The following is a 23,989-nucleotide window of genomic DNA, read 5'->3' on the forward strand; positions in this document are numbered from 1 at the left end:
CACATCTCACATCCCATATCAGTTATAAAAAAGAAAAGCCCCGAACTCAGTCGGGGCTTTTCTTTTTTATAACTTCTTTATTTCCTATCTGAAATCTCCACGTAAGGGCGTAGAGTTTCGCCGATATAAACTTGTCTTGGACGACCGATAGGTTCTTTGTTGTCACGCATCTCTTTCCATTGAGCGATCCATCCTGGTAGACGACCTAAAGCGAACAATACAGTGAACATATCTGAGTTGAATCCTAATGCACGGTAAATAATACCTGAGTAGAAGTCAACGTTTGGATATAATTTACGGTCAATAAAGTATTGATCATTCAACGCTGCTTCTTCAAGGCGTTTAGCGATATCCAATACTGGATCTTGAACACCTAATTTTTCCAATACATCATCACATGCTTTTTTGATGATTTTAGCACGTGGGTCGAAATTCTTGTAAACACGGTGACCGAATCCCATTAAACGGAAAGGGTCATTTTTATCTTTAGCTTTCGCTAAATATTTATCAGCATCACCACCATCTTCTTTGATTGCCTCAAGCATTTCAATTACTGCTTGGTTAGCACCTCCGTGCAATGGACCCCAAAGAGCATTGATACCAGCAGAAATAGATGCATACATGTTAGCATTTGATGAACCTACCATGCGTACTGTTGATGTTGAACAGTTTTGTTCGTGGTCAGCATGTAAGATCAATAGCTTGTGCATTGCATCGATTACCAATGGATCAAATGTTTTGTCTTGATTAACTTCTCCAAAAATCATGTTCAAGAAGTTCTCAATATAACCGAAGTTGTTTTTAGGATAAACAACAGGATGACCTAAAGATTTCTTTTGGATCCATGAAACGATTGTAGGCATCTTAGCCAATAAATTGATGATCGTTTTGTTTTCCTCTTCTTCAGTTTGATTAGGATTTAAGGACTCCGGATAGAATGAAGACAATGCGCCAACTAAGCATGATAATTGACCCATTGGGTGAGACTTAGATGGAAAGCCTGCGAAGAAATTCTTCATGTCTTCGTGGATCATCATCTGAGCTCTAATATCTGAACGGAATTTTTCTAAAATTTCTTTCGTAGGAAGTTCTCCATAAATCAATAAATAGGCTACTTCTAAAAAGGTTGATTTCTCAGCTAAATCTTCAATAGCATATCCTCTATAATGAAGGATACCTTTTTCACCATCTAAAAAGGTGATGGCACTCTTGGTAGAACCAGTGTTTTTGAATCCTGGATCTAAAGTAATGTATCCAGTTGAATCTCTTAATTTTGAAATATCTAGGGCTTTTTCATCTTCCGTTCCTGTGATTACAGGCATTTCATATGTAGACCCATTTAAGTTAATAGATGCAGTTTCCGACATAATCAAATTTCTTGTATTATTTGTGTTTTATACTTTTATCGTATTCTTACAAATGTATAAAATTGATTTCTATTTTCAGAGGCGTAATATGAATAATTATGACACAAAACAGTCATTTTAAGACACATTTTGTACATTATTTATCAAACTTGTTCATTCAGGTCAAATCTTTAACCAATAGCCCTAGAATATCGAAATTTTTAAGATTTCCAATACTATTCCTCTAATTACCAGTTCCTAATCCTCCTAAAAAATGTTAAAATATTTTGAAGTCTACGAAATATTCGTAATTTAGTGATAAATACGTAGACCAATGGAAAAATTAACAATACAAGAAGAGGAAGCGATGTTGTCAATCTGGCAATTGAACGGTGGTTTTATCAGACAAATACTAGATAATTTAAAAGATAAAGAAACACCATATACAACATTGGCTTCAACTATAAGAAACCTTGAAAAGAAGGGCTATGTTAAGGCAGTGAAATATGCCAACGCAAAAAGATATGAGCCTATTGTCGTGGCCGAAGAATATAAAGCAAAATTCATGAATTCTTTCGTTGGAGACTATTTCAAAAACTCCTATAAAGAAATGGTTTCATTCTTCGTCAAAGAAGAGAAGTTAAGCCAAAAAGAACTTGAAGAAATCATGGAAATGATCAAAAACAATAAATCCTAATACAATGGAATCTCTACTAACCTATATTATCCAAGTAAACCTCTTGTTGGGGCTATTATTTTTAGGTTACCATTACCTGTTAAAGAATCTGACATTTTACAGGTTGAATAGGATATACTTTTTAGTTGGATCTTTATATGCTTTTGTATATCCATTTTTAAATTTCAAAGATTGGTTTTCAGAAAAAGTGAGCATACCTCAAGGTCTTGTCTTAGAATACATTCCTTTTGTGATTGAGTCTGATGAAAGCAAGTTTAGTATAAATGACCTTGTGGTTTACATAGCATCCTTAGGTGCGCTGTATTTCCTTTTTAAGCTGATTATTCAACTCTTTAGTCTTGCACGGATCCATTGGTATTCCAAACCGTCACAATGGCGTGAGTTTCTGTTTAGGAATGTTATCTTCCCAATAACTCCATTTTCTTTTTTCAATAAAGTCTATATACATAAAGAACAGCACCAGGAGCTGGAGCTGAATGATATTTTCAAGCATGAATATGTACACGTGAGAGGCCATCACAGTATCGATGTTCTATGGTTTGAAATAGTATTGTTAATCTGTTGGTATAATCCCTTCGTATGGCTAATGCGCAAATCCGTACGTCAAAATCTAGAATTCTTGACTGATCAACAAGTGCTGGATAAGGGTGTAGACCGGCAGGCCTATCAATACTCGTTGCTGAATGTAACCAAGCAGGGTGCTCAGGTTGGCATCAGCAATCAGTTTAACTTTAAAACCTTAAAAAAGCGCATTATGATGATGAACAAGAAAAGGTCATCCAAGTTGGAACTCAGTAAATACGTTTTCCTACTTCCAATCCTGATCATTACCGGAATCACATTCACAGTAAATCAAGCTGAGGCCAAGATTGAAACCGTAGTGATCAATATGGAAAACACCGACCTTAAACAACAAATCAAAGAGGTGTTTGTGCAGAAGCAAGTTGATTCGACAAAACCTCAACAAAAGAAAGATGAGATTATTAAAGTCAAAATCCAAAATGTAAAAGCAGATTCATCGGTTCTGGATTCTATAAGAACAATTAATATCAAAGAATATGCAGATCATGTAGGAACAGGTGTTAAATCAGAAAATGGACAAAGAGCCTCCAAATCTGTAAATATGGTTAGGTTGAGTTCAATTGACAATTTAAATCAGCCTCTGATAATTCTTGACGGAGAAAGAATGCCCGAAAAATTCAGACTTGATGCTCTGAAACCTGAACTTATCGAGAGCTTTAGTGTATTGAATGGAAAAGATGCAGAAAAGTACGGTAAGGGATCTGAAAATGGAGTACTGGTTATTGATTTGAAGAAGGAATCGATGGATAGTAAATTAAAGAATTTATCAGAAGTAGGTGAGGTTGTAGTTACAGGTCGTAAAATAGAGGATAAAACTAGGGGAAAGGTTGTAGGAATTACCTTTAAAAAAGATTCTTTGAAAGAAAAATCAAGATTAAATCCTGTTGTTGATATTAAAGCGATTCCTGAAAATGCGGAGTACTATATTGATGATCAAAAGGTTTCAGCAAACGATTTTAAAAAAGTGAATCCCAATAAAATCGAATCTGTTGTGGTTAGAAAAGATAATGAAACTCCATTAGTCAAAATCAATACAATTAAATTTGTTGAAGAAAATAAAACAACAGACCCACAGGTCTTTATTCCTCAAAAAAATGAATTAATTGTGATTGATGGGAAACCTTCAACATTTAAGGAGTTTAAAAAACTTAAGAAGGAAGAAATTGAAAGCATGTCCAAAATTGATAACGAGGGTTCAAGAGCCATTTATGGCCCAAAAGCTAAAAATGGTGTGGTTTTAATTACAACCAAAAAGAAATAAAAATTTTTAAAAATAAATATTTAATTAAATCAAAATTAGGCTAGAAAGGCAACCGCAGGGTTGCCTTTATTTTTTATTTGGTATTAAGATTAGTCATAGTGAGCTCAATCCCGATATTGATAAAGCTATTGACCATTTTCACCGCATGTTCTATTAATGCTGGCAATTCTCTTTGTTCCTCTTTATCGAATGGCCCTAAAACATAATCAACTTGTCTTCCTTTAGGATAGTTGTCACCAATGCCAAATCTTAACCTGGCATAATGCTGACCTCCAACAGAACCTTCAATAGACCTTAAACCATTATGACCTGCAGCTGATCCTTTCGGTTTTACACGCAATGACCCAAAAGGAATAGCAAGGTCATCTACAATAACTAAAACATTCTGAATGGGAACTTTCAACTCTTGCATCCAATAGTTTACAGCCTTGCCACTTAGGTTCATAAAAGTCGTCGGCTTAATCACAAATATATTGTGACCGCGTTGCTTGTATTCTGTATAATAAGCGTGTTTTAAGGTAGACCAAGTCGTCCCTGCTTGATTAGCCAACTCATCGGCAACCATAAAACCAATGTTATGCCTCGTATCGGCATATTCCTTACCAATGTTACCAAGACCTACGATTAGATAATTCATGCTTGCAAAAGTAAGATTTAAACCCCTTTTATAGAAATATTATATCTATCACGGAAAAATGTGACCAAAGGAATTTTTTAACAAGTACAAAAAAGACAAATTTGTCTTAAATAAAAATCACTATCATGAAAAAATTATTCAACATCGGATCTTTAGCATTATTAACAAGTTTATTTATGGCTTCTTGTGGAAACTCTGAACAAAGTAACTCCAGTCAAGTAGACCATAGCGCTCATACTACTGAAACTCCAGCAGAAGCTCCTGCAACAACTTCAGCGCCTTCAGAGACAACATCTACAACTTCAAATACCATTACGGTAGAAAGTAATGACCAAATGCAGTTTAATGTGAATGAATTACATGTAAAAGCAGGTGAACCAATTAGTTTGACACTGAAACATGTTGGCAAAATGGGAAAAGAGGTGATGGGCCATAACCTAATTGTATTAAAGGCAGGTGCTGACGTAGCTAAATTCTCTGAAGCAGCTCTACAAGCACAGGAAACAGAATATATCCCTCAATCGAGTGATATAGTGGCTCACACAGATTTAATTGGTGGAGGAGAAGAAAGTAAAATCGAATTTACTTTGGATAAACCTGGTACATATGATTTTATCTGCTCTTTCCCTGGGCATGCTTCACTTATGAAAGGAAAAATAATAGCCGAATAGTTGAAATAAGTTAAGCTAGTGCAGCTTTAGAGTTGCACTAGTTTTTTCAAAAGATAAAATCCTCAGCAAAAATGACAAGAGAGAAAAAATTATGGTGGTCCTTTATATTGGTAGTTATCATATCCTTCGGTGTATTATTATACTATGGATATGAGATTTATCAAGTAGCTCCGCCCATTCCAGAAAAAGTCGTAGATGAAAATGGAAATCAAATATTCAGTGGTGAGGATATTAAGGACGGACAGAATGTTTGGCAAAGCATAGGTGGCCAAGAAGTGGGCTCGATTTGGGGGCATGGTGCGTATGTCGCTCCTGACTGGACTGCCGATTATCTGCACCGTGAAGCACTCTATATTTTAGATATCTATTCAAATAATCAATATTCTAAACCTTATGATGATTTAGAAGAAGAACAACAAGCTCTTCTTTCAACTCGTCTAAAAAATAAAATCAGAAAAAACACATTTGATCCAGCTACTAACACGATCACTATTGATGCTGAACGGTTAGCTGCTTACAAAGAATTATCTAATTACTATAAAGGGTTATTTACTGATGACCCTAAGTTTGATCAACTGAGGAAAGATTATGCCATTCCAGTAAACTCCATACAGGATGAAGAAAGAATGCAGAAAATGAATGCTTTCTTCTTTTGGGCAACTTGGGCAACAGTTACCAATAGACCAGATTCAGATGTCTCTTACACCCATAATTGGCCAAATGAAAAATTAGTGGGCAACGAAATGACCATGGATTTGCTCGCTTGGTCTGGAGTCAGTATTATTTTGCTGATTTTCTGTGTAGGGGCATTAGTTCTTTATCAAGTTAAATCAGGTGAAGACGATGAATTGTTATATCCAGCTGAAGACCCTTTGTTAAGGCAAGGTGTAACACCTTCGATGCGTTTGGTGAAGAAATATTTCTGGGTAGTAAGCCTTCTAATGTTGGTTCAGGTAGGATTGGGGATAGTAACAGCGCATTATGGAGTTGAAGGAGATGGACTTTATGGAATCCCGATTGATAAATTCTTGCCTTATGCTGTCACCAGAACTTGGCATACCCAGTTAGCAATTTTTTGGATTGCGACAGCTTGGTTGGCAACTGGGTTATATATAGCACCAGCGGTATCTGGTAAGGATCCAAAATTTCAAGTCTTTGGTGTTAACTTCCTTTTCATAGCCTTATTGATTATCGTTGCTGGCTCAATGATTGGCCAATGGTTCGGAGTGATGCAAAAACTGGATATGGTAGACAACTTCTGGTTTGGCCATCAAGGTTACGAGTATGTCGATCTAGGCAGATTTTGGCAGCTGTTTTTGTTTGTTGGTCTTTTTGTATGGTTAGCATTAATGATCAGACCGCTATTGCCGGTTTTGAAAAAAGGAGGTGAGGAAAAGAACCTTATCATTATGTTTTTGATCTCCTGTTCTGCCATCGCCCTATTTTATGGTGCTGGATTAATGTGGGGAAGACAAACAAATTTGGCAATCGCTGAATACTGGAGATGGTGGGTGGTTCATTTGTGGGTAGAAGGATTCTTCGAAGTATTTGCAACTGTAGTAATGGCATTCTTATTCGTAAGGCTAGGGCTGTTAAAACCAAAAAGTGCAACTTCCAGCGTTCTGTTTTCAACGATAATTTTCTTGTCAGGAGGAATTCTTGGAACTTTCCACCACTTATATTTCTCAGGAACACCAACAGCTGTAATGGCATTGGGAGCAACTTTCAGTGCATTGGAGGTTGTGCCTTTAACCATTATTGGATTCGAAGCATATCATAACTATAAAATTTCCAAAGCAACAAAATGGTTGGAAGATTATAAATGGCCGATTTACTTCTTGATTTCCGTGGCATTCTGGAATTTCTTGGGAGCTGGTGTATTTGGATTCATCATCAATCCTCCAATTGCACTGTATTATGTGCAAGGCTTGAACACAACACCTTTGCATGGTCACACTGCTTTGTTTGGAGTTTATGGAATGTTGGGAATAGGATTGATGCTGTTTGTGCTCAGAAGCTTATACCGAGATGTCAAGTGGAATGACAAACTGATCAAAGTTGGATTCTGGGGCTTAAATATCGGTCTTTTGGGAATGGCATTGTTGAGCTTACTTCCTGTTGGGATTTGGCAAGCAATCGAAAGTATCGGCAAAGGAATGTGGTACGCAAGATCTGCTGAATTGATGCAGCAGCCAGGAATGGTGTTCTTAAAATGGATGCGTACTGCTGGAGATGTCGTATTCGCAATCGGTGTATTCGCAATAGCTTGGTTTGTATTTGATTTAACGCTAAAAAATAAAAAACAATAATATCATGGAAAACTTAATAAATGAAAAAATCGGAAATATTGTAGCTCAGAATTTTAAAACCGCTGCAGTATTCACAAAATATGGATTAGATTTCTGTTGCGGTGGACAAGTGTCTATCGAAAAAGCAGCCGAGAAAAAAGGGATTGACAAAAATGCTTTATTGACAGAAGTACAGGCTGTTTTGAATGAAGGTGCTAGTGAACAAATTGATTTTAATTCATGGCCATCGGATTTATTGGCTTCCTATATTGTGAAGACCCATCACAGATACGTAAGGGAAAAAACGCCTATCCTATTGACCTACTTAAATAAAATCTGCAAAGTTCATGGCGAAAGACATCCTGAGCTTTTTGAAATCAATAAATTGTTTGAAGAGTGCGCGCTGGAACTCGGACATCACTTGGAAAAAGAAGAAAAAGTATTATTTCCATTTATTGAAAAAATGGAAGAATCAAAAAGTGGGAATGGACAATATATGCAGCCAAGATTTGGGTCTGTTCAAAACCCAATCAGTATGATGATCCATGAGCATGAAGCAGAGGGAAACCGTTTTGAAAAAATCGCAGAATTAACAAATAACTATACTGCACCCGAAGATTCTTGCAGCACCTATAGAGTAGCATTCGATATGCTCAAAGAATTTGAACAAGATCTTCATAAACATATACATTTAGAGAACAATATTTTATTTCCAAAATCAATAAAATTAGAAGAGACCCTTATTTAAAATCTCCATATTTTGACTCAATTATTTTGCGCCAGCAAAAACCGTTAAACAACGAATGAAAATTAATTTAAGTAAGAAGAAGAGGATGTTGATTTCATCCTCTTCTTTTTTTTGAAAAAGTGGATTTTCAGTTAAAATAACAAAGATTTTATTGTCACAAAAATGTAATGAAGACCACTTTTTTCAATGGGTAATCTCATATTTTATGAACGTTTTTAGAGGTATTTTTAAATAAGGAAAAAAAGGTAAAACGAGTACATATTAACAAAACAATATGAAAGGAAACATCAAAATTTTGAGCATGCTATTGGGGGTTACATTGGCATTCTCAAGCTGTAATAATTCAACAGAAAGCAAGGCGACTGATACCAGTAAAATTCCTGTAAAAGGGGAGTCCGTTGCTGAATTGACATCACCACCACATGTTCCGAAACCCGTAGGAAAAAGGGAGGCTACCAAGTTGAAAGTGAGCTTGGAAATACTTGAACTTGAAGGAGAAATGGTTGATGGGGTTAAATATACCTATTGGACCTTCGGAGGATCCGTGCCGGGTCAGTTTATTAGAACGAGAGTAGGGGATGAAGTGGAATTTCTACTAAAGAACCACCCAGACAATAAATTGCCGCATAATATTGACTTGCATGCCGTAACTGGTCCTGGTGGAGGTGCTGAATCGTCCTTGGTAGCTCCAGGACATGAGGTTTCGTTTTCATTCAAATGTCTAAACCCTGGACTCTATGTTTACCATTGTGCAACTGCTCCAGTAGGTATGCACGTAGCGAATGGTATGTACGGATTGATTCTGGTAGAACCTGAAGGAGGATTACCTCCAGTTGACAGAGAATACTATGTTATGCAAGGTGATTTCTATACCGAAGGAGGATATGGAGAGCAAGGTCTTCAAGCATTTGATATGAACAAAGCCATCAAAGAAGAAGCGGACTATGTAGTTTTCAATGGTAATGTTAATGCATTGGTTAATGAAAACGCTCTTCAGGCTAAAGTTGGAGAAACGATACGCTTGTTCGTTGGAAACGGTGGCCCAAACTTAGTGTCATCATTCCATGTAATCGGTGAAATTTTTGACAAAGTTCATGTCGAAGGTGGAGATCTCATCAATAAAAATATACAGACAACATTAATTCCTGCTGGTGGATCTGCTATCGTGGAATTCAAAGTTGATGTACCAGGAACTTTGGTTCTTGTCGACCACTCCATTTTTAGGGCATTTAATAAAGGTGCATTGGGTATGATGAAAGTAGAAGGTGAAGAAAATCACCAAATCTATTCAGGAAAAATCATGGAAGGAATCTATTTGCCTGAGGGTGGTACTATTCAACAAATGCCGAAAAAGAAAAAAGAAGAAGTGGTGGTCAACAAAACGCCTGAACAGTCTATCAATGATGGTAAGGCGATATTTGCCAGAACATGTTTAGCATGTCACCAAAGTGAAGGTCAAGGGATAAAAGCTGTATTCCCTCCATTGGCAAAATCTGATTATCTGAACAACAATAAAGATAAATCTATTGATGCTGTCTTGTTTGGATTAAAAGGTGAGATCACCGTAAATGGAGAAAAATACAACTCTGTGATGCCTAGTCAAACATTAAGTGACCAAGAAGTAGCGGACGTTCTAAATTATGTTTACAATAACTGGGGCAATAACAAAACTGTCCTTACTCCTGCGGATATCAAAAAACGCCGCGCTAAATAACAAGAATTTTGGAAGCACGTATTCTCGTGCTTCCAATCAATTAATTGATCAAATATGTTGAAGGCATTGACATATATTTTAATACCATTGGCGTCGTTGCTATTTATACCAATAGCTATAAGTCAGGAAATGGTTCTGGTAAAAAAGGGAAGTTATGTTCCATTGTATGGTACCGCTGATAAAAAGCCGGTGGAAGTACAATCATTTTATCTGGATGTCTTTCCTGTTACCAATCAGAATTATCTGGAATTCCTCAAACAGAATAATGCATTTTCGAAATCCCAGGTAAAAAGGATTTTCGCGGACAAAAGTTATTTGAATTATTGGAAGTCCGACTTTGATTACGGTGATGCCAAGCCGAATTCGCCCGTAACCAATGTCTCTTGGTATGCAGCAAAGAAATATTGTGAAAGCAAAGGAAAGAGGTTGGCAACAATGGATGAATGGGAATACGCAGCCATGTCTGATGCAAAGACTTTTGATGCCAGAACAAAGAAATCATATAATCAGTACATCTTAAACTGGTATGAAACACCTAGAACTTACAATAATGAAGTCGGGAGTACTTTTAAAAATTTCTGGGGAGTCTATGATATGCATGGTTTAGTTTGGGAATGGACCTCCGATTTCAACAGCATATTCTTGTCTGGAGAATCAAGGAAAGATAAAGGTGATGATGGAAACCTGTTTTGTGGAGGAGCTTCCGTAAATGCCAGTGATTTGATGAATTATGCTGCATTTATGAGGTATGCCTTCCGTGGAAGCATGAAAGCAGCATATACAGGAAGAAATTTAGGCTTTCGATGTGCCAGAAACATTAAATAAAACAACATGAAAATAATAAAATACATAGGTCTTTTTATGGTTGCCGGAGGATTGTTCTTCAGCTGCCAAAATACAAAAAGTGAACCTGAAAACAATCTGAAACAACCAACAGTGACAGAAGACTTATCTGACCTTTCAGTGTATAATCTGCCCGCAAATTGGACCAACCAAAATGGGCAACAGATGGAGTTGAAAGATTTAAAAGGAAATGTTGTCGTAGTGGCTATGATCTATACTTCCTGTCAAGCAGCATGTCCTAGATTGGTGGCAGATATGAGACATATAGAAAAGACCATAAAAACTAAAAACAAAGATAAGGTCAAGTTTTTATTGGTAAGTATCGATCCTGAAACGGACACACCCGAGAAATTAAAGCAATTTTCTATCGATAATGAGATGGATGGTGATCAGTGGTTATTCCTGAGGTCTGATAATGAAGCAACTAGAGAATTTGCCGCAACGCTGGCAGTGAACTATAAAAAGATTTCTCCAATTGATTTTTCACATTCAAATATTATAAGTTTATTCAATGAGGAAGGTGAATTGGTTTATCAGCAAGAAGGTTTGGGAGTAGATTATACACCTACGATTAAAGCTATTGAGGTGGAAGCAAACAAGATTTAAGAACACATTAAACCTTATATATTTAGTTGAACAAAAGAAGGCATCGATTATTCGATGCCTTCAATGTTTTTATACTAGATGTTAGTATTACTTATTTTTTACCACCTTTAGCAGCTTTAGCAGCTTCTTGCTCAGCTTGACGAAGAGCACGTGACATAGTAACTGAAACGATTGTATCGTCTGAGTTATTCAATACTTTAGCATCTTTTAATTCTACTTGGCCAACACGGTAAGATTTACCTACTTCTAAGCCTTCCATAGGAACCTCGATATCTTGAGGTAAGTTGTTAGGAAGTGCTTTAACGCGAAGGTTACGTAATTTTTGAACTAATTTACCCCCCATTTTAACACCTGGAGAAGTACCTACTAATTTGATTGGAATGTTTACAGAAACTTCCTTGTCATCAAATAATTGTAAGAAGTCTACGTGAGTAACCTCGTCAGTTAATGGATGGAATTGAGCTTCTTGAACGATAGCTTTAGATTTTTTGCCATCGATATCCAATTCTACGAAGATTACTTCTGGAGTGTAAAGAACTGGTTTCAAATCAGCTGCGGATACAGAGAAATGTGTTTGTTCTTTACCACCGTAAAGAACTGCTGGTACTTTAGCTTCGTAACGCAATTCCTTTGCATCTCTTTTCCCTACGTTCTCTCTTGGAGAACCGCTAATAGCAATTGATTTCATATTAATGTTATTAAATTTGAGGTGCAAAGATAATCAATTACTTGAATTGTTAAAAGGAAATTTTACCGTTAACGGAAAATAAATGCTTCATAGTCAGTTGAAATAATAAAAAGCATAAAAAAAGGATACCCTTATAAGGTATCCTCTTGTATTTTGATGGTTCTTCGATTTATTTAACGTCGAATAAATCAGAAATTGAACCGTGTTCATTAACATTCTTAATGGCGTTTGCAAATAAACTCGCAGTAGAAAGAACCTTGATCTTAGTGCACTGTGCAGCTTTCTCAGGGTTCAATTGAATCGTGTCAGTAACAATCATTTCACTTAACACTGAGTTTTCGATAGTTTCGTATGCCTTCCCTGATAATACAGCGTGAGTACAAACGGCACGTACCGATTTTGCACCATTTTCCATGATCAATGCGGCAGCTTTAGAAAGTGTACCTGCAGTATCACAGATGTCATCGATCAATACAACATCCTGACCTGTTACATCACCAATAATAGACATAGATTCAATCTCATTCGCACGTTTTCTGCGTTTATCACAAATAACAACCTCAGCATTGAAGAATTTTGCAAATGTACGAGCGCGGTAAGAACCACCCATATCAGGAGATGCAATCATTAAGTTCTCTAGATTCAATGATTTGATGTAAGGAACGAAAATGATAGCGCCGTCCAAATGGTCAACAGGGATGTCAAAGAAACCTTGGATCTGTGCAGCGTGTAAGTCCATTGTCATAATGCGGTGTGCTCCGGCAGCCATGATCAAATTAGCAATCATTTTTGCGCCGATCGCAACACGTGGTTTGTCCTTACGGTCTTGACGGGCATACCCAAAATAGGGAACAACAACAGTAATGTAGTGAGCTGAAGCACGCTTAGCAGCATCTATCATTAATAACAATTCCAAAAGATTGTCGGTCGGTTGATTGGTAGATTGGATAAGGAAAACATCACTACCACGTACTGATTCGTTGTAGAATGGTTGAATTTCGCCGTCCGAAAACTTCGACAAAGTCATGTCTCCTAGGGGTTTTCCGTATGATTTTGAAATCTTGTCTGCTAATTCTAAGGTTCCTGAACCAGCAAATAATTTTACGGTATTAAATTGCAAAGGCATGGTGAAATGATTTATTGGGGTTTTTTATATTGAATTTTCGTTTTCTGCACCAATGTTATTCTACTTAAAAGCTTGTTAACTTTATGTAGCCGCAAAGTTAGATAAATGTTTTAGAATATAAAATTAGATTAAAAGACCCTCAGGTATATTGTTCCAGAAATAGGTAGAATCATACTTTTTGGGACTATATAATTTTAATTTATTGTCGAAGGTTCAAATCATTTTATTCTCAATGAGTAATACCAATAGCTCATTGCTGTTTTTGACCTTGAATTTCTGTAACAAATTCTTGCGGTAAGTGTCAACTGTGAATTTGCTGAGGAATAATTCTTCAGCAATAGTTGTTGTAGTTTTTCCTTGGGCCATGAGTTGGATAAGCTGGCTCTCACGCTTTGTCAAGGAAGGTAGCTTTGACGCTATTTCAGTTTTCTCAGCTAATATCTTTTGTATGCCTTCATTCAATGCTATGCCGCCCTTCAGAACCAATTCAATGCTCTTCAAAATCTCACAGGAAGGGATTTCCTTTAATAGAAAACCAGAAGCACCATTATCCATCATGTCAGAAATAATACTCATTTCTGCACGATTGCTCAATCCTATAACCTTTATCTTTGGGTTCTCAGATTTGATGATCTTACATACGTCCAAACCGTTGATGTCAGGAAGAGAGATGTCCAACAGCACGATATCCACATAATTCTCCTTTATAAAAGACAGTACCGAATTGCCGTCTGCAAAACAAGTCAGGTCATATTGGTTGTTCCAAGCCGTAATAATTGATTTTAATCCTTCAATAACGATAGGATGGTCATCTACTAAAGCCAGTTTTTTCTTGTGATCAGACATATATTACGATTTATACAACCTATGACTTATGTTTTTAAGAATCTATTTTCACCATGATCCTAGACAAAGCACAATCAGAATTCTATTGTAAGTGAATTTTTAATTTTCTCCATTAAGTCAAATCTTTTGCCAATTTCCATCCAGTATAGAATATGACAGTCACTTAGGTAGATTGTATTTTCATGTTAATAGTTATAGACCAAATATGCTGATTTAACAATCCAAAAAAAATACCTATTTATAGGAGGGTTCGGTAATTTGAAGAGCATAAATGAAAAAAGGCTTGAAACATTGTTTCAAGCCTTTTTGATGTTGCCCAACCTGGATTCGAACCAAGACAAACGGCACCAAAAACCGTCGTACTACCATTATACTATTGGGCAATCCTTTTTGGTTTTGTCATCAGGTTATCCCCTTTTGACGATGCAAATATACGTCGACTTTTCTAATCTGCAAATAAAAAATTGCGTTAATTATTAAATATACTGATTTTCAGAGCAATATTTTTTTAGGTATTATCGATCTAGGGGGCCATATGAAGAGATTCAAAGTTTTTATGGCTAATAAATAGAAACTATTTGTCTAATTATAATTTGGAATCCTTATTTTCGAAGCATAATTTTTTAGAAAAACCTTCTATATTTTAGTATGAACTATAAAAAAATCAATAATCTGTTAGGTTGGGCAGTGGGAATTATAGCCACCTTGACCTATATATTGACGCTTGAAAAAACAACGAGTTGGTGGGATACAGGTGAATTTATTGCCTCAGCATATAAGTTACAGATTGTACACCAGCCTGGTGCTCCTTTGTTTTTGATGATTCAAAATCTGTTTTCAAACCTCGCAATGGGAGACAATACCCGTATTGCATATTGGATGAACGTAGGATCAGCAGTATGTAGCGGACTAACCATCAATTTCTTGTTCTGGACCATTACAGCCCTTGCGAAAAAAGCATATGTAAGCTTCTCAAAAACTGAAGCTATTTCAGAAGGTAATCTAATCAAGATTATGGGAGCAGGAGTAGTAGGCGCATTGGCTTACACATTCTCTGATACATTTTGGTTCTCAGCAGTAGAATCTGAGGTATATGCCATGTCTTCCCTGTGTACTGCCGTCGTATTCTGGGCTATTCTTAAATGGGAAGAGCATGCGGATGAGCCAGGAAGCGATAGATGGTTGATTTTGATCGCTTATGTCATGGGACTTTCCATCGGAGTTCACTTGCTGAATTTATTGGTGATTCCTGCAATTGCTTTAGTTGTATATTTCAGAAGGTCTTCTAAAATCACTGGAGCAGGGATAGCAAAAACATTAGGGATTGGAATCCTGGTTCTTGCAATCGTACTTTGGGGGGTAATTCAGTACTTGATTAAGTTTGCAGCATTCACTGACCTATTCTTTGTGAATTCATTGGGATTGGGATTTGGAACAGGTGCAACATTCTTCGCCTTATTGGTAGCCGGACTGCTTGTTTTTGGAATCTGGTACTCATGGAAAAATGTGAAACCTATCCTAAACATAGCTTTGTTAAGTTTAGCATTTGTAATCTTTGGATATAGTTCATTCACTATGATTTTAGTGCGTGCTAAAGCAAACCCTACCTTAAACAACTCCGACCCAGATAACGTATTTACATTCTTAAGTTACTTAAACCGTGAACAATATGGTGATGAGCCATTGTTGAAAGGAAGATACTTTGATGCCAAACCAACAGATGTCTTTGAAACAGGAAATATCTATCGTAAAGATGGTAATAAATATGTTGTAGCTAAGAAAAAATTCGATTATACCTGGAGTCGTAGTACCTTATTTCCGCGTATATATTCCGATAAACATGAATCATATTATAGGGAATTTTTAAATCTCGGTCCGCAGGAACAACCGACCATGGCTGATAACCTGAAATTCTTCTTCGGATATCAAATAGGGCAGATGTACAGCCGATATTTTATGTGGAATTTCGTAGGTCGACAAAATGACCAACAAGGACAGGGTTCATTCACTGAAGGAAACTGGATTTCGGGAATTAAACCAATCGATAATATCCGATTAGGAGGCCAATATGCTTTGCCAACCTCAGAGAAAGAAAACGCTGGAAGAAATACCTATTTCTTCTTGCCATTAATCTTGGGGATTTTGGGAGCTCTTTGGCAGTTTAAAAATCAACAGCGAGACGCCTCAGTGGTTGCCCTTCTGTTTTTCTTTACAGGTCTTGCTATTGTATTATATCTAAATCAAACTCCATTACAACCGCGTGAGCGAGATTATGCCTATGCCGGATCTTTCTATGCTTTCTGTATTTGGGTTGGTATGGGTGTGATTTGGATTGCTGATCTATTAAGTAAAAAGGTAAATGCTAAAAACGCTGCGATCGGCGCTACAGCTGTGTCTATGTTGTGTGTACCGGTATTATTGGCAAGCCAGAACTGGGATGACCACGATCGTTCCGAAAAATTCCTGGCACGTGATATGGCTAAAAATTATCTGGAATCATGTGCTCCTAATGCAATCCTATTTAGCTATGGTGATAATGATACTTATCCATTGTGGTACGTTCAAGAAGTTGAAGGTTTTAGAACAGACGTGCGTGTAGTCAACCTTAGTTTATTGAGTGCAGATTGGTATATGAAGCAGATGATGCACAAGGTTAATGACGCTGATGCATTACCATTAAATATTGACCCTGAAAAAATCAAAGATGGAGTTCGTGATGTTATATATTTCAGTGATATGAATATCCCGGGATATGTAGATGTGGAAGACCTATTGCAGATTATGTTGTCTGATGATCAACAGTACAAAGTGCAATTGCAAAGCGGTGATTGGGCAAACATTCTGCCTACCAAGAATATGCAGTTAAAAGTTGATAAACAAGCTGTCGTTGCAAATAAAGTTGTGCCTAAAGAATGGGAAGACGCAATCGTCGATACAATGCAATGGAACTATAGCAGTGGCATTGTAAGTAGAGCTGATCTATCAATACTGGCGATATTGGCGAATAATAATTGGAAACGCCCAGTTTATTTTACTACAACAACACCTGAAGAAAACTTTATTGGATTGGATAAATACTTAGTATCTGAAGGTTTTGCAATGCGTTTGATGCCAGTTGCTATAGCATCTGAAGGAGATGTTTCAGGACCAATTTCTGATGTTGAAGGAACCTATAATAATATTATCAATAAATTCACTTGGGGTAATATCGCTAATTCTAAATATTTAGATCCTGATTCATACCGTTATATCAGTATGTATGCTGGAACTATCTTCGGTGAAACAGCTCAGAACTTATTGGCAATGGGTAAGAACAACGAAGCGAAAAAGCTAGTTGTAAATGCTTATGAAAATATGCCTAAACGTCCTTACTTGATGTCTGAAGTGTTCTCGTACAGTAGTTTGGTAGACGCCATGTACAAAACTGGAGAAGCAGAAAAGGCGAATGAAATCGTAAAGAGAAATCTTAAGTTCTTACGTGAGAATATGGCTTACTATATGAATATTGCTGAAACAAAACCAAACTTGGAATTCAGAAATATGCGTTTCGGATTGGCAGCAATCCAAAACTATCAAAGAGTTTTGACGGATGCTAAACAACAAGACCTGTTGAAAGAAGTCAATCAAATCTTTGAAACATATAGACCTTTATTCGAAGCAGCGAATAATTAGAAATAGAAAATAATATGGAAAGCCCATGCAGATTATGCATGGGCTTTTTTTTATTTATTCGCTTCCTTATAAATTAATAATTTATTGAATTACGGTAAACCGTAGGGATGTGATATTCTTCTTGGATAGCTTTGCGCAAAATCAAACTTATTATAATTAAAATGAAGAAAATTTTCAATGCACTAGTTTTATCAGGACTTTTATTCCTAAACTCTTGTGAAAAAGAAGGGGCACAAGGACCACAAGGAATTCAAGGAGAGCAAGGTCAACAAGGTGCTCAAGGTCAACAGGGAATAAAAGGAGAAAATGGAAATACAATTTTGAATGGAACTACAGATCCGTCAAATTCTTTAGGAAAAGATGGGGATTTTTACATAAACATCAATACTAAAATACTATTTGGGCCCAAAAAAGCGGGAAACTGGGGAGCAGGAATAGAATTAAACGGTAAAGATGGTGTAAATGGAACTAATGGTTTAAATGGCATTAATGGCACAAATGGAACTAATGGAGCAAATGGAATAAATGGTAACACCATTTTAAGCGGATATACTGTTCCTAGTTCTAATCTTGGAAGAATAGGAGACTTCTATATTGACCTTTTAAAAATGGATTTTTATGGTCCAAAATCTAGTTCTGGATGGGGCACTCCAATTTCACTGAAAGGACAATCTTCACTACAAAAAAGAATACTAATTAAAGAGAATTTTGATTATTCCAGATATTGTGATGCATGTACTTCATACTCGACAACCTGGCGTCAAGGATATTCAAATTTTTCTGCTACATCTGCTGATGTGTTTATTAATGTTGGTGATATAAAGGAATATTATAACAATGGTATTGTGACATATGAAGCACGTATTAACAAGGGAGAATGGTTCGTGTTAGATCCTTCTTATAAAAAAGAAATTGTTAAGCAGTTTCAAGTAAGCGATCGAGAATATATGATGATGTTTACTCCATCAATGATTACGTATTATCAGAATTCTGGTAAGCTATTTATTGGTTCTGTAAGGGATATTTCGATCCCAGGAGTGTACTCAAAAAGTCATCTAATGTCTATACTTGATTCCGAATTAAAAGTTGATATTAGAATAACCTTACTCCCAAGAGAATCAGTTGAATATTTATCAAGGAACTATCCAAACCAAAAAGTCGATAATTTCTTTGTATCAAAATATTTAAAAATAAACAATTAATAACCTTTTGAAAAAAAGCAGCTTACTATAAAGCTGCTTTTTTTATTTTCCGATCCTATTTGGCTTAGATTACGATTTTTGGAAAAAATGCCTTATTTTTGCCTAAATAAATCCATAGATGAAACAATCGATATTATTAGATGGACCGAAGTTTCAGATTACGCTCAAGCGATTGTCTCAACAATTAATTGAAAATCACGGAGATTTCTCCAACGCTGTAATCATTGGAATTCAACCCCGAGGAACCTATTTAGCAAAAAGATTAGTACAGGAAATCAAAGAAATGACAGGTGTTGAAGTGCCTTTGGGTATTTTGGACATCACTTTTTATAGAGATGATTTCAGAATGAAGGGAGCAAGTCCTCTTGCTGCCAATAGTACGGTCATAGATTTTATTATAGAAGGTAAGGACGTTATCCTCGTGGATGATGTACTGTGGACTGGAAGAACAATTCGTTCGGCAATGGATGCCATCCAAGCTTTCGGACGTGCCAACAGAATAGAATTGATGATATTGGTAGATCGCCGCTTTTCAAGACAGATCCCAATACAACCTGACTATATTGGAATCCAAGTAGATTCAATAGATTCCCAAAAAGTAATCGTGAGCTGGAAAGAAGTCGATGATAACGATAGTATTGTGTTGATCACCGAGAAGAAATAGAAAAGATTTTATTGTTTACAAATGTCAAACTCTGAACAACTTAGTACACGCCATTTATTAGGTATCAAAGATCTAAATAGCAATGATATCCAATTGATCCTGGACACCGCACAAAACTTCAAAGAAGTGCTGAACCGTCCTATCAAGAAGGTGCCTTCATTGAGAGATATTACCATTGCCAACGTTTTCTTTGAAAATTCAACCCGAACTCGACTTTCTTTTGAACTGGCTGAAAAGAGATTGTCAGCAGATATCGTGAATTTCGCTGCATCATCATCTTCTGTGAGCAAGGGTGAAACCCTAATAGACACAGTAAACAACATCTTGGCGATGAAAGTCGACATGATCGTGATGAGACATCCTTATGCTGGTGCAGGCGTATTCTTGAGCAAACATGTGAATGCGCAAATTGTAAATGCTGGAGACGGTGCTCATGAACATCCTACTCAAGCACTATTGGATTCATTTTCAATACGCGAAAGACTTGGTGAAGTAGCCGGTAAAAAAATTGCAATCATAGGAGATATTCTACATTCTAGAGTAGCTCTGTCAAATATTCTTTGTCTACAAAAACAAGGTGCCGAAGTTATGGTCTGCGGACCAACAACCCTTATTCCTAAATACATCACTTCTTTAGGGGTAAAAGTCGAACATGACCTAATGAAAGCTTTGAACTGGTGTGATGTCGCAAACATGCTGAGAATACAATTAGAACGTCAGGATATTGCATACTTCCCTTCATTGAGAGAATATTCAATGCTTTACGGGCTAAACAAACAAATATTGGATTCACTAGATAAAGAAATCGTTATCATGCATCCAGGACCTATCAACAGAGGCGTCGAAATAACATCAGACGTTGCTGATAGTAGCCATTCAATTATCCTTGACCAGGTTGAAAACGGAGTAGCCGTTCGTATGGCTGTTCTATATCTATTGGCAGGAAAGAGAGGATAATTAGACAATCGAAATAAGACAATAGAGAGCTGTCGATCTTAACAGAGAGATAACGTCTTAATATTTTTACAAAAGCGTAAGATTGCTGTAGTCAGTATTCTTACGCTTTTTTTATCCTTTATTTTAATTGTCAAATATTAGGTTTTTGGAGCTATAATCCCATCCAAAAACTTTTCGCTCGTCCTCGAAATATCCTTGAGTTTCTACCGACTAAAATTAACCTCAACCTTGCTAATGTTAAATATCGTTAAAACCCCTAGGTTATCCACAGTTGTTAACAACTTTTGAGGAAAACATACAAGTTATACATTAATTTCGTAGGTTGAAGGAGTTGTATCATGTTATCACATTAATACAACAAAATCGATAAACAAAATGCATTCATTTTAAGGAGTATTCAATCATATGTATAAAAAAATTTACCAGTTAGGTGTGGCGATGAGCTTATTGAGTACACCAGTATTGGCGCAACATTCTGCTTGGCAAGAGGTAAATAAAGCCTATAAGGATGGTCTAGAGCTGTATGAAAGAGGGAAGTTCAGTTCGGCGGCAAAACAGTTCGATAAATTTGAAGAAATCAGAACTAAATCTTCTCTCCAATTAGATGAAACCAAGGAACTAAGTTTATTAAAAGAAAATGTAAGATACTACCAAGCAGTGTGCGCACTTGAACTGGGTGAAACAGATGCTGAAAATCGTTTCTTAAAATATATTAAAGACTACCCGGCAAGTGCTAACTCAAAAGCCGCTTATTTTCAAATCGGTAAGTCTTATTATGCTCAAAAAGATTATCCAAAAGCAATTGAGTGGTTTGAAAAAATTGATAGCAAGAATTTGGCAGGTGCAGAGAATACAGAATATCGTTTCAAACTTGCTTATTCAAAATTCATGACTGGTGATTATGAAGCTGCAAGACCTGTATTCAATGAATTGAAAGACCAAAGCGGCCAATATCAGGAAGCATCAATCTATTATTCAGCATACCTAAGCTATTTAAATCAAGAATATAAAACTGCTTTAAATGAATTTGAACGTCTTGAAGGTTCAAAAACTTATGAAAACAGTTATCCATATTATATCACAGCTTTATACTTCTTAGATAAGCGTTATGATGAAGTATTGGCTTACGCTCTCCCTAAGTTAGAAACAACTAAACAGGAAAGCGAAACTGAAATGTTGCGCATAGTAGCTGCAACTTATTTCATTAAGGGAGATTTAGAAAAATCAAAAGAATTCTACGATAGGTTCCAAGCTCAGGATCAAGGCAAAACTCAGAACAACCAAGATAGCTACCAAATTGGTTATATCAATTACAAATTAGGTGAGTACGAAAAAGCGATTTCTGAATTAGAAAAATTAGAAGAACCTGATGCTTATTTCCAAAGTGCCATGATTACTTTAGGAGATGCATTTTTAAAGACTGGCAATAAACAAAGCGCTAGAAATGCTTTCTTCAGAGCATCGAAATTGGATTTTGATCCGCAATTAAAAGAAGAAGGTTTATTCAATTATGCGAAATTGTCGTATGACTTAGAATTCCACCAAGTAGCTTTGGATGCTGTAAACGAGTATATGCAGACTTATCCAAGGTCAAAGCGCCAGGAAGAAGCTAAGACATTATTGGCAGAAGTTTTATTGAGTACCAAAAATTACCGTGCTGCGGTGGATGTATTGGAAGACTTGCCAACTAGAGGCAGGGACGCTAATGCAGCATACCAAAAAGTAACTTATTATCGTGGTCTTGAATACTACAATGAACGTGCATTTGAAAATGCTATTTCCATGTTTATGCGTTCTGAAGCAAACCGTTACGATGAGGAAATATTTGCTTTAGCAACCTATTGGAAAGCTGAAGCAATGTACGAAGTTCGCAAATACAAAGAAGCAGTTGCTGCATTCAACAAATTCTTGCAATTACCAGCAGCAAGAAAAACTGATGTTTATAACTATGCTAACTATGCTTTGGCATATGCAGCATTCAGAGCAGACAACTACAGTACTGCGGCTAATTACTTTGAACGTTTCTTAGCTGGTGGTGGTAAAGACGGTATTGACCTGAATACTAGAAATGATGCCATGGCCCGTGCCGCTGACTCGTATCTAGCAATCAAGAACTATAGCAAAGCAGCTAACTACTACGATAGATTGATCTCTTCTGGTGCACAAAGTCAAGATTATGCTTTGTTCCAAAAAGGTATTTTATTAGGATTACAAGGTGATAATAATGGAAAGATTTCGACATTGAATTCAGTGATGTCGAAATATCCGAAATCAAACTATGCAGATGATGTTGCGTTTGAAGTTCCATACACTTATTTCTTAATGGGTGATCACGACCGTGCTATTGATGGCCTGCAAAAAATGGTTGAACAATACCCTAGAAGTTCATATGTACCTAGAGCTCTTACCACAATTGGTTTAGTACAATATAACAAAGATGATAACGATGCTGCATTGGCAACATTCCAAAGAGTAGTTAACCAATATCCTACTACAGATGAAGCTAAACAAGCATTGGCATCTATTGAGAACATCTATTTAGATAAAGGTGATGCTTCGGGATATATCCGCTATGCTACAAGTACGAACATCGGTGACTTAAGTACAGCTGAACAGGATGCTCATACGTTCTCAATCGCACGTACATTATTTGACCGCGGAAACTGGCAGGCATCCATTGAAGCTGTCAATGCATACTTTGATAAATTCCCTAAACCAATTCAAGAGAAACATGCTCGTTTTATCCGTGCTGAAAGTAATGCGAATTTAGGCAATGATACAGAAGCAATGCATGATTTCAATATCATTATGAATGATTGGACATCTGCATATACAGAGCGTACATTGATTTCTGTATCTAAATTACATATCAGAAATAAAGCATATAATGAGGCAGTTCAGGTATTGAAGAAGTTAGAGTTAACTTCTGAATACAAAGAGAATTATGGTTGGGCAGTAAATAACCTATTGATTAGTTACTTCAATATGGGTGATTACGCTGAGACATTGAACTATGCTAATATTATCAAGAAGTATGAAAAGTCTTCGGAAGAAGAAATTGCTAGAGCACACCTATATGCTGCGAAAGCTTACTTGTCAACTTCTAAAGGTGGTGAAGGTATGAAAGAATTAAACTTAGCTGCATTGAAGTCTAAAACTGAGACAGGAGCAGAAGCAAGATTCTTGGTAGCGGAACAACAATTGAAAAATAAAAATTACGATGGTGCAATCAAATCTGCACTTGACATATCTGATTCCTTCTCTTCATACGATTATTGGGTAGCAAAAGGGTTTATCATAATGGCTCAAGCATACGACGCTAAAGGTGATAAATTCCAAGCAAAATCAACATTAGAAAGTGTCATCGACAATTATGAAAATACTGAAGATGGTATTTTGGATGAAGCGAAAAAATTATTGGAAAATATTAAATAAGAATAG

The 23,989-nt window shown here is 36.4% G+C and carries 18 protein-coding genes and 1 tRNA gene; 13 read left to right on the plus strand and 6 right to left on the minus strand.

What is annotated here, in order from left to right:
* Window positions 1-77: 77 nt before the first annotated feature.
* Window positions 78-1,367, minus strand: a complete 1,290-nt coding sequence (locus tag CRT24_RS04410; protein ID WP_099370038.1) for a citrate synthase — start codon at window positions 1,365-1,367, stop codon at window positions 78-80.
* A 313-nt stretch (window positions 1,368-1,680) separates the two neighbouring features.
* Here CRT24_RS04410 and CRT24_RS04415 point away from each other — a divergent pair, with 313 nt between their 5' ends.
* The gene (locus tag CRT24_RS04415; protein ID WP_099370039.1) at window positions 1,681-2,043 is read left to right on the plus strand and encodes a BlaI/MecI/CopY family transcriptional regulator; all 363 of its coding nucleotides are present in this window, start codon (window positions 1,681-1,683) and stop codon (window positions 2,041-2,043) included.
* Between the two features lie 4 nt (window positions 2,044-2,047).
* Window positions 2,048-3,886 (plus strand): M56 family metallopeptidase, encoded by a 1,839-nt coding sequence (locus tag CRT24_RS04420; RefSeq protein ID WP_099370040.1) that lies wholly within the window; start codon window positions 2,048-2,050, stop codon window positions 3,884-3,886.
* A 73-nt stretch (window positions 3,887-3,959) separates the two neighbouring features.
* On the opposite strand, the gene pth is transcribed toward CRT24_RS04420, so the two are convergent.
* Window positions 3,960-4,523 carry an aminoacyl-tRNA hydrolase gene (gene pth, locus CRT24_RS04425; RefSeq protein WP_099370041.1) on the minus strand — a complete coding sequence of 188 codons (564 nt, stop codon included), beginning with the start codon at window positions 4,521-4,523 and terminating at the stop codon, window positions 3,960-3,962.
* 125 nt (window positions 4,524-4,648) lie between these two features.
* Between pth and azu the strand changes: the two genes are divergently transcribed.
* The 6 genes from azu (at window position 4,649) to CRT24_RS04455 (ending at window position 11,393) form a co-directional block, all read left to right on the plus strand.
* Complete coding sequence (gene azu / locus CRT24_RS04430) at window positions 4,649-5,194, plus strand: azurin (protein ID WP_099370042.1); 546 nt, start codon at window positions 4,649-4,651, stop codon at window positions 5,192-5,194.
* Between the two features lie 71 nt (window positions 5,195-5,265).
* A complete protein-coding gene (locus CRT24_RS04435) occupies window positions 5,266-7,503 on the plus strand; it encodes a nitric-oxide reductase large subunit (RefSeq protein ID WP_099370043.1) in 2,238 nt (745 codons plus the stop codon).
* A gap of 4 nt (window positions 7,504-7,507) precedes the next feature.
* Entirely contained in the window at window positions 7,508-8,230 is a 723-nt protein-coding gene (gene ric / locus CRT24_RS04440) for an iron-sulfur cluster repair di-iron protein (RefSeq protein WP_099370044.1), read from the plus strand.
* Window positions 8,231-8,504: 274 nt separating this feature from the next.
* Window positions 8,505-9,944, plus strand: coding sequence for a copper-containing nitrite reductase (gene nirK / locus CRT24_RS04445; RefSeq protein WP_099370045.1), 1,440 nt, complete (start codon window positions 8,505-8,507; stop codon window positions 9,942-9,944).
* Between the two features lie 54 nt (window positions 9,945-9,998).
* Window positions 9,999-10,769 (plus strand): formylglycine-generating enzyme family protein, encoded by a 771-nt coding sequence (locus CRT24_RS04450; protein WP_218962573.1) that lies wholly within the window; start codon window positions 9,999-10,001, stop codon window positions 10,767-10,769.
* 6 nt (window positions 10,770-10,775) lie between these two features.
* Window positions 10,776-11,393: an SCO family protein gene (locus CRT24_RS04455; protein ID WP_099370047.1), complete on the plus strand. Its 618-nt coding sequence runs from the start codon at window positions 10,776-10,778 to the stop codon at window positions 11,391-11,393.
* A 91-nt stretch (window positions 11,394-11,484) separates the two neighbouring features.
* Here CRT24_RS04455 and CRT24_RS04460 read toward each other — a convergent pair whose 3' ends face one another.
* From CRT24_RS04460 to CRT24_RS04475, 4 genes are all read right to left on the minus strand, one after another.
* Window positions 11,485-12,081 carry a 50S ribosomal protein L25/general stress protein Ctc gene (locus tag CRT24_RS04460; protein WP_099370048.1) on the minus strand — a complete coding sequence of 199 codons (597 nt, stop codon included), beginning with the start codon at window positions 12,079-12,081 and terminating at the stop codon, window positions 11,485-11,487.
* A 169-nt stretch (window positions 12,082-12,250) separates the two neighbouring features.
* Entirely contained in the window at window positions 12,251-13,207 is a 957-nt protein-coding gene (locus tag CRT24_RS04465; protein WP_099370049.1) for a ribose-phosphate pyrophosphokinase, read from the minus strand.
* Window positions 13,208-13,420: 213 nt separating this feature from the next.
* A complete protein-coding gene (locus CRT24_RS04470; protein WP_099370050.1) occupies window positions 13,421-14,053 on the minus strand; it encodes a response regulator transcription factor in 633 nt (210 codons plus the stop codon).
* A 312-nt stretch (window positions 14,054-14,365) separates the two neighbouring features.
* Window positions 14,366-14,436 (minus strand) — tRNA-Gln (locus tag CRT24_RS04475).
* Window positions 14,437-14,701: 265 nt separating this feature from the next.
* Here CRT24_RS04475 and CRT24_RS04480 point away from each other — a divergent pair.
* The 5 genes from CRT24_RS04480 to CRT24_RS04500 all read left to right on the plus strand — a co-directional run bounded on the left by CRT24_RS04480 (window position 14,702) and on the right by CRT24_RS04500 (window position 23,983).
* Window positions 14,702-17,725, plus strand: a complete 3,024-nt coding sequence (locus tag CRT24_RS04480) for a protein O-mannosyl-transferase family (RefSeq protein ID WP_099370051.1) — start codon at window positions 14,702-14,704, stop codon at window positions 17,723-17,725.
* 161 nt (window positions 17,726-17,886) lie between these two features.
* The gene (locus CRT24_RS04485; RefSeq protein WP_099370052.1) at window positions 17,887-18,927 is read left to right on the plus strand and encodes a hypothetical protein; all 1,041 of its coding nucleotides are present in this window, start codon (window positions 17,887-17,889) and stop codon (window positions 18,925-18,927) included.
* A gap of 118 nt (window positions 18,928-19,045) precedes the next feature.
* Complete coding sequence (gene pyrR, locus CRT24_RS04490; RefSeq protein ID WP_099370053.1) at window positions 19,046-19,591, plus strand: bifunctional pyr operon transcriptional regulator/uracil phosphoribosyltransferase PyrR; 546 nt, start codon at window positions 19,046-19,048, stop codon at window positions 19,589-19,591.
* Window positions 19,592-19,612: 21 nt separating this feature from the next.
* Window positions 19,613-20,548 (plus strand): aspartate carbamoyltransferase catalytic subunit, encoded by a 936-nt coding sequence (locus CRT24_RS04495; RefSeq protein WP_099370054.1) that lies wholly within the window; start codon window positions 19,613-19,615, stop codon window positions 20,546-20,548.
* Between the two features lie 405 nt (window positions 20,549-20,953).
* Window positions 20,954-23,983 carry a tetratricopeptide repeat protein gene (locus tag CRT24_RS04500; RefSeq protein ID WP_099370055.1) on the plus strand — a complete coding sequence of 1,010 codons (3,030 nt, stop codon included), beginning with the start codon at window positions 20,954-20,956 and terminating at the stop codon, window positions 23,981-23,983.
* Window positions 23,984-23,989: the final 6 nt, after the last annotated feature.

This window comes from Sphingobacterium sp. 1.A.5, from assembly GCF_002734235.1.
GTDB classification, from domain to species: domain Bacteria; phylum Bacteroidota; class Bacteroidia; order Sphingobacteriales; family Sphingobacteriaceae; genus Sphingobacterium; species Sphingobacterium daejeonense.

Coding starts and splice junctions, on each gene's coding strand:
- CRT24_RS04435 (WP_099370043.1), top strand. CDS start 5,266: ATGACAAGAGAGAAAAAATTATGGTGGTCCTTTATATTGGTAGTTATC.
- nirK (WP_099370045.1), top strand. CDS start 8,505: ATGAAAGGAAACATCAAAATTTTGAGCATGCTATTGGGGGTTACATTG.
- CRT24_RS04410 (WP_099370038.1), bottom strand. CDS start 1,367: ATGTCGGAAACTGCATCTATTAACTTAAATGGGTCTACATATGAAATG.
- pyrR (WP_099370053.1), top strand. CDS start 19,046: ATGAAACAATCGATATTATTAGATGGACCGAAGTTTCAGATTACGCTC.
- CRT24_RS04495 (WP_099370054.1), top strand. CDS start 19,613: ATGTCAAACTCTGAACAACTTAGTACACGCCATTTATTAGGTATCAAA.
- pth (WP_099370041.1), bottom strand. CDS start 4,523: ATGAATTATCTAATCGTAGGTCTTGGTAACATTGGTAAGGAATATGCC.
- CRT24_RS04500 (WP_099370055.1), top strand. CDS start 20,954: ATGTATAAAAAAATTTACCAGTTAGGTGTGGCGATGAGCTTATTGAGT.
- azu (WP_099370042.1), top strand. CDS start 4,649: ATGAAAAAATTATTCAACATCGGATCTTTAGCATTATTAACAAGTTTA.
- CRT24_RS04485 (WP_099370052.1), top strand. CDS start 17,887: ATGAAGAAAATTTTCAATGCACTAGTTTTATCAGGACTTTTATTCCTA.
- ric (WP_099370044.1), top strand. CDS start 7,508: ATGGAAAACTTAATAAATGAAAAAATCGGAAATATTGTAGCTCAGAAT.
- CRT24_RS04480 (WP_099370051.1), top strand. CDS start 14,702: ATGAACTATAAAAAAATCAATAATCTGTTAGGTTGGGCAGTGGGAATT.
- CRT24_RS04455 (WP_099370047.1), top strand. CDS start 10,776: ATGAAAATAATAAAATACATAGGTCTTTTTATGGTTGCCGGAGGATTG.
- CRT24_RS04420 (WP_099370040.1), top strand. CDS start 2,048: ATGGAATCTCTACTAACCTATATTATCCAAGTAAACCTCTTGTTGGGG.
- CRT24_RS04450 (WP_218962573.1), top strand. CDS start 9,999: ATGTTGAAGGCATTGACATATATTTTAATACCATTGGCGTCGTTGCTA.
- CRT24_RS04465 (WP_099370049.1), bottom strand. CDS start 13,207: ATGCCTTTGCAATTTAATACCGTAAAATTATTTGCTGGTTCAGGAACC.
- CRT24_RS04470 (WP_099370050.1), bottom strand. CDS start 14,053: ATGTCTGATCACAAGAAAAAACTGGCTTTAGTAGATGACCATCCTATC.
- CRT24_RS04460 (WP_099370048.1), bottom strand. CDS start 12,081: ATGAAATCAATTGCTATTAGCGGTTCTCCAAGAGAGAACGTAGGGAAA.
- CRT24_RS04415 (WP_099370039.1), top strand. CDS start 1,681: ATGGAAAAATTAACAATACAAGAAGAGGAAGCGATGTTGTCAATCTGG.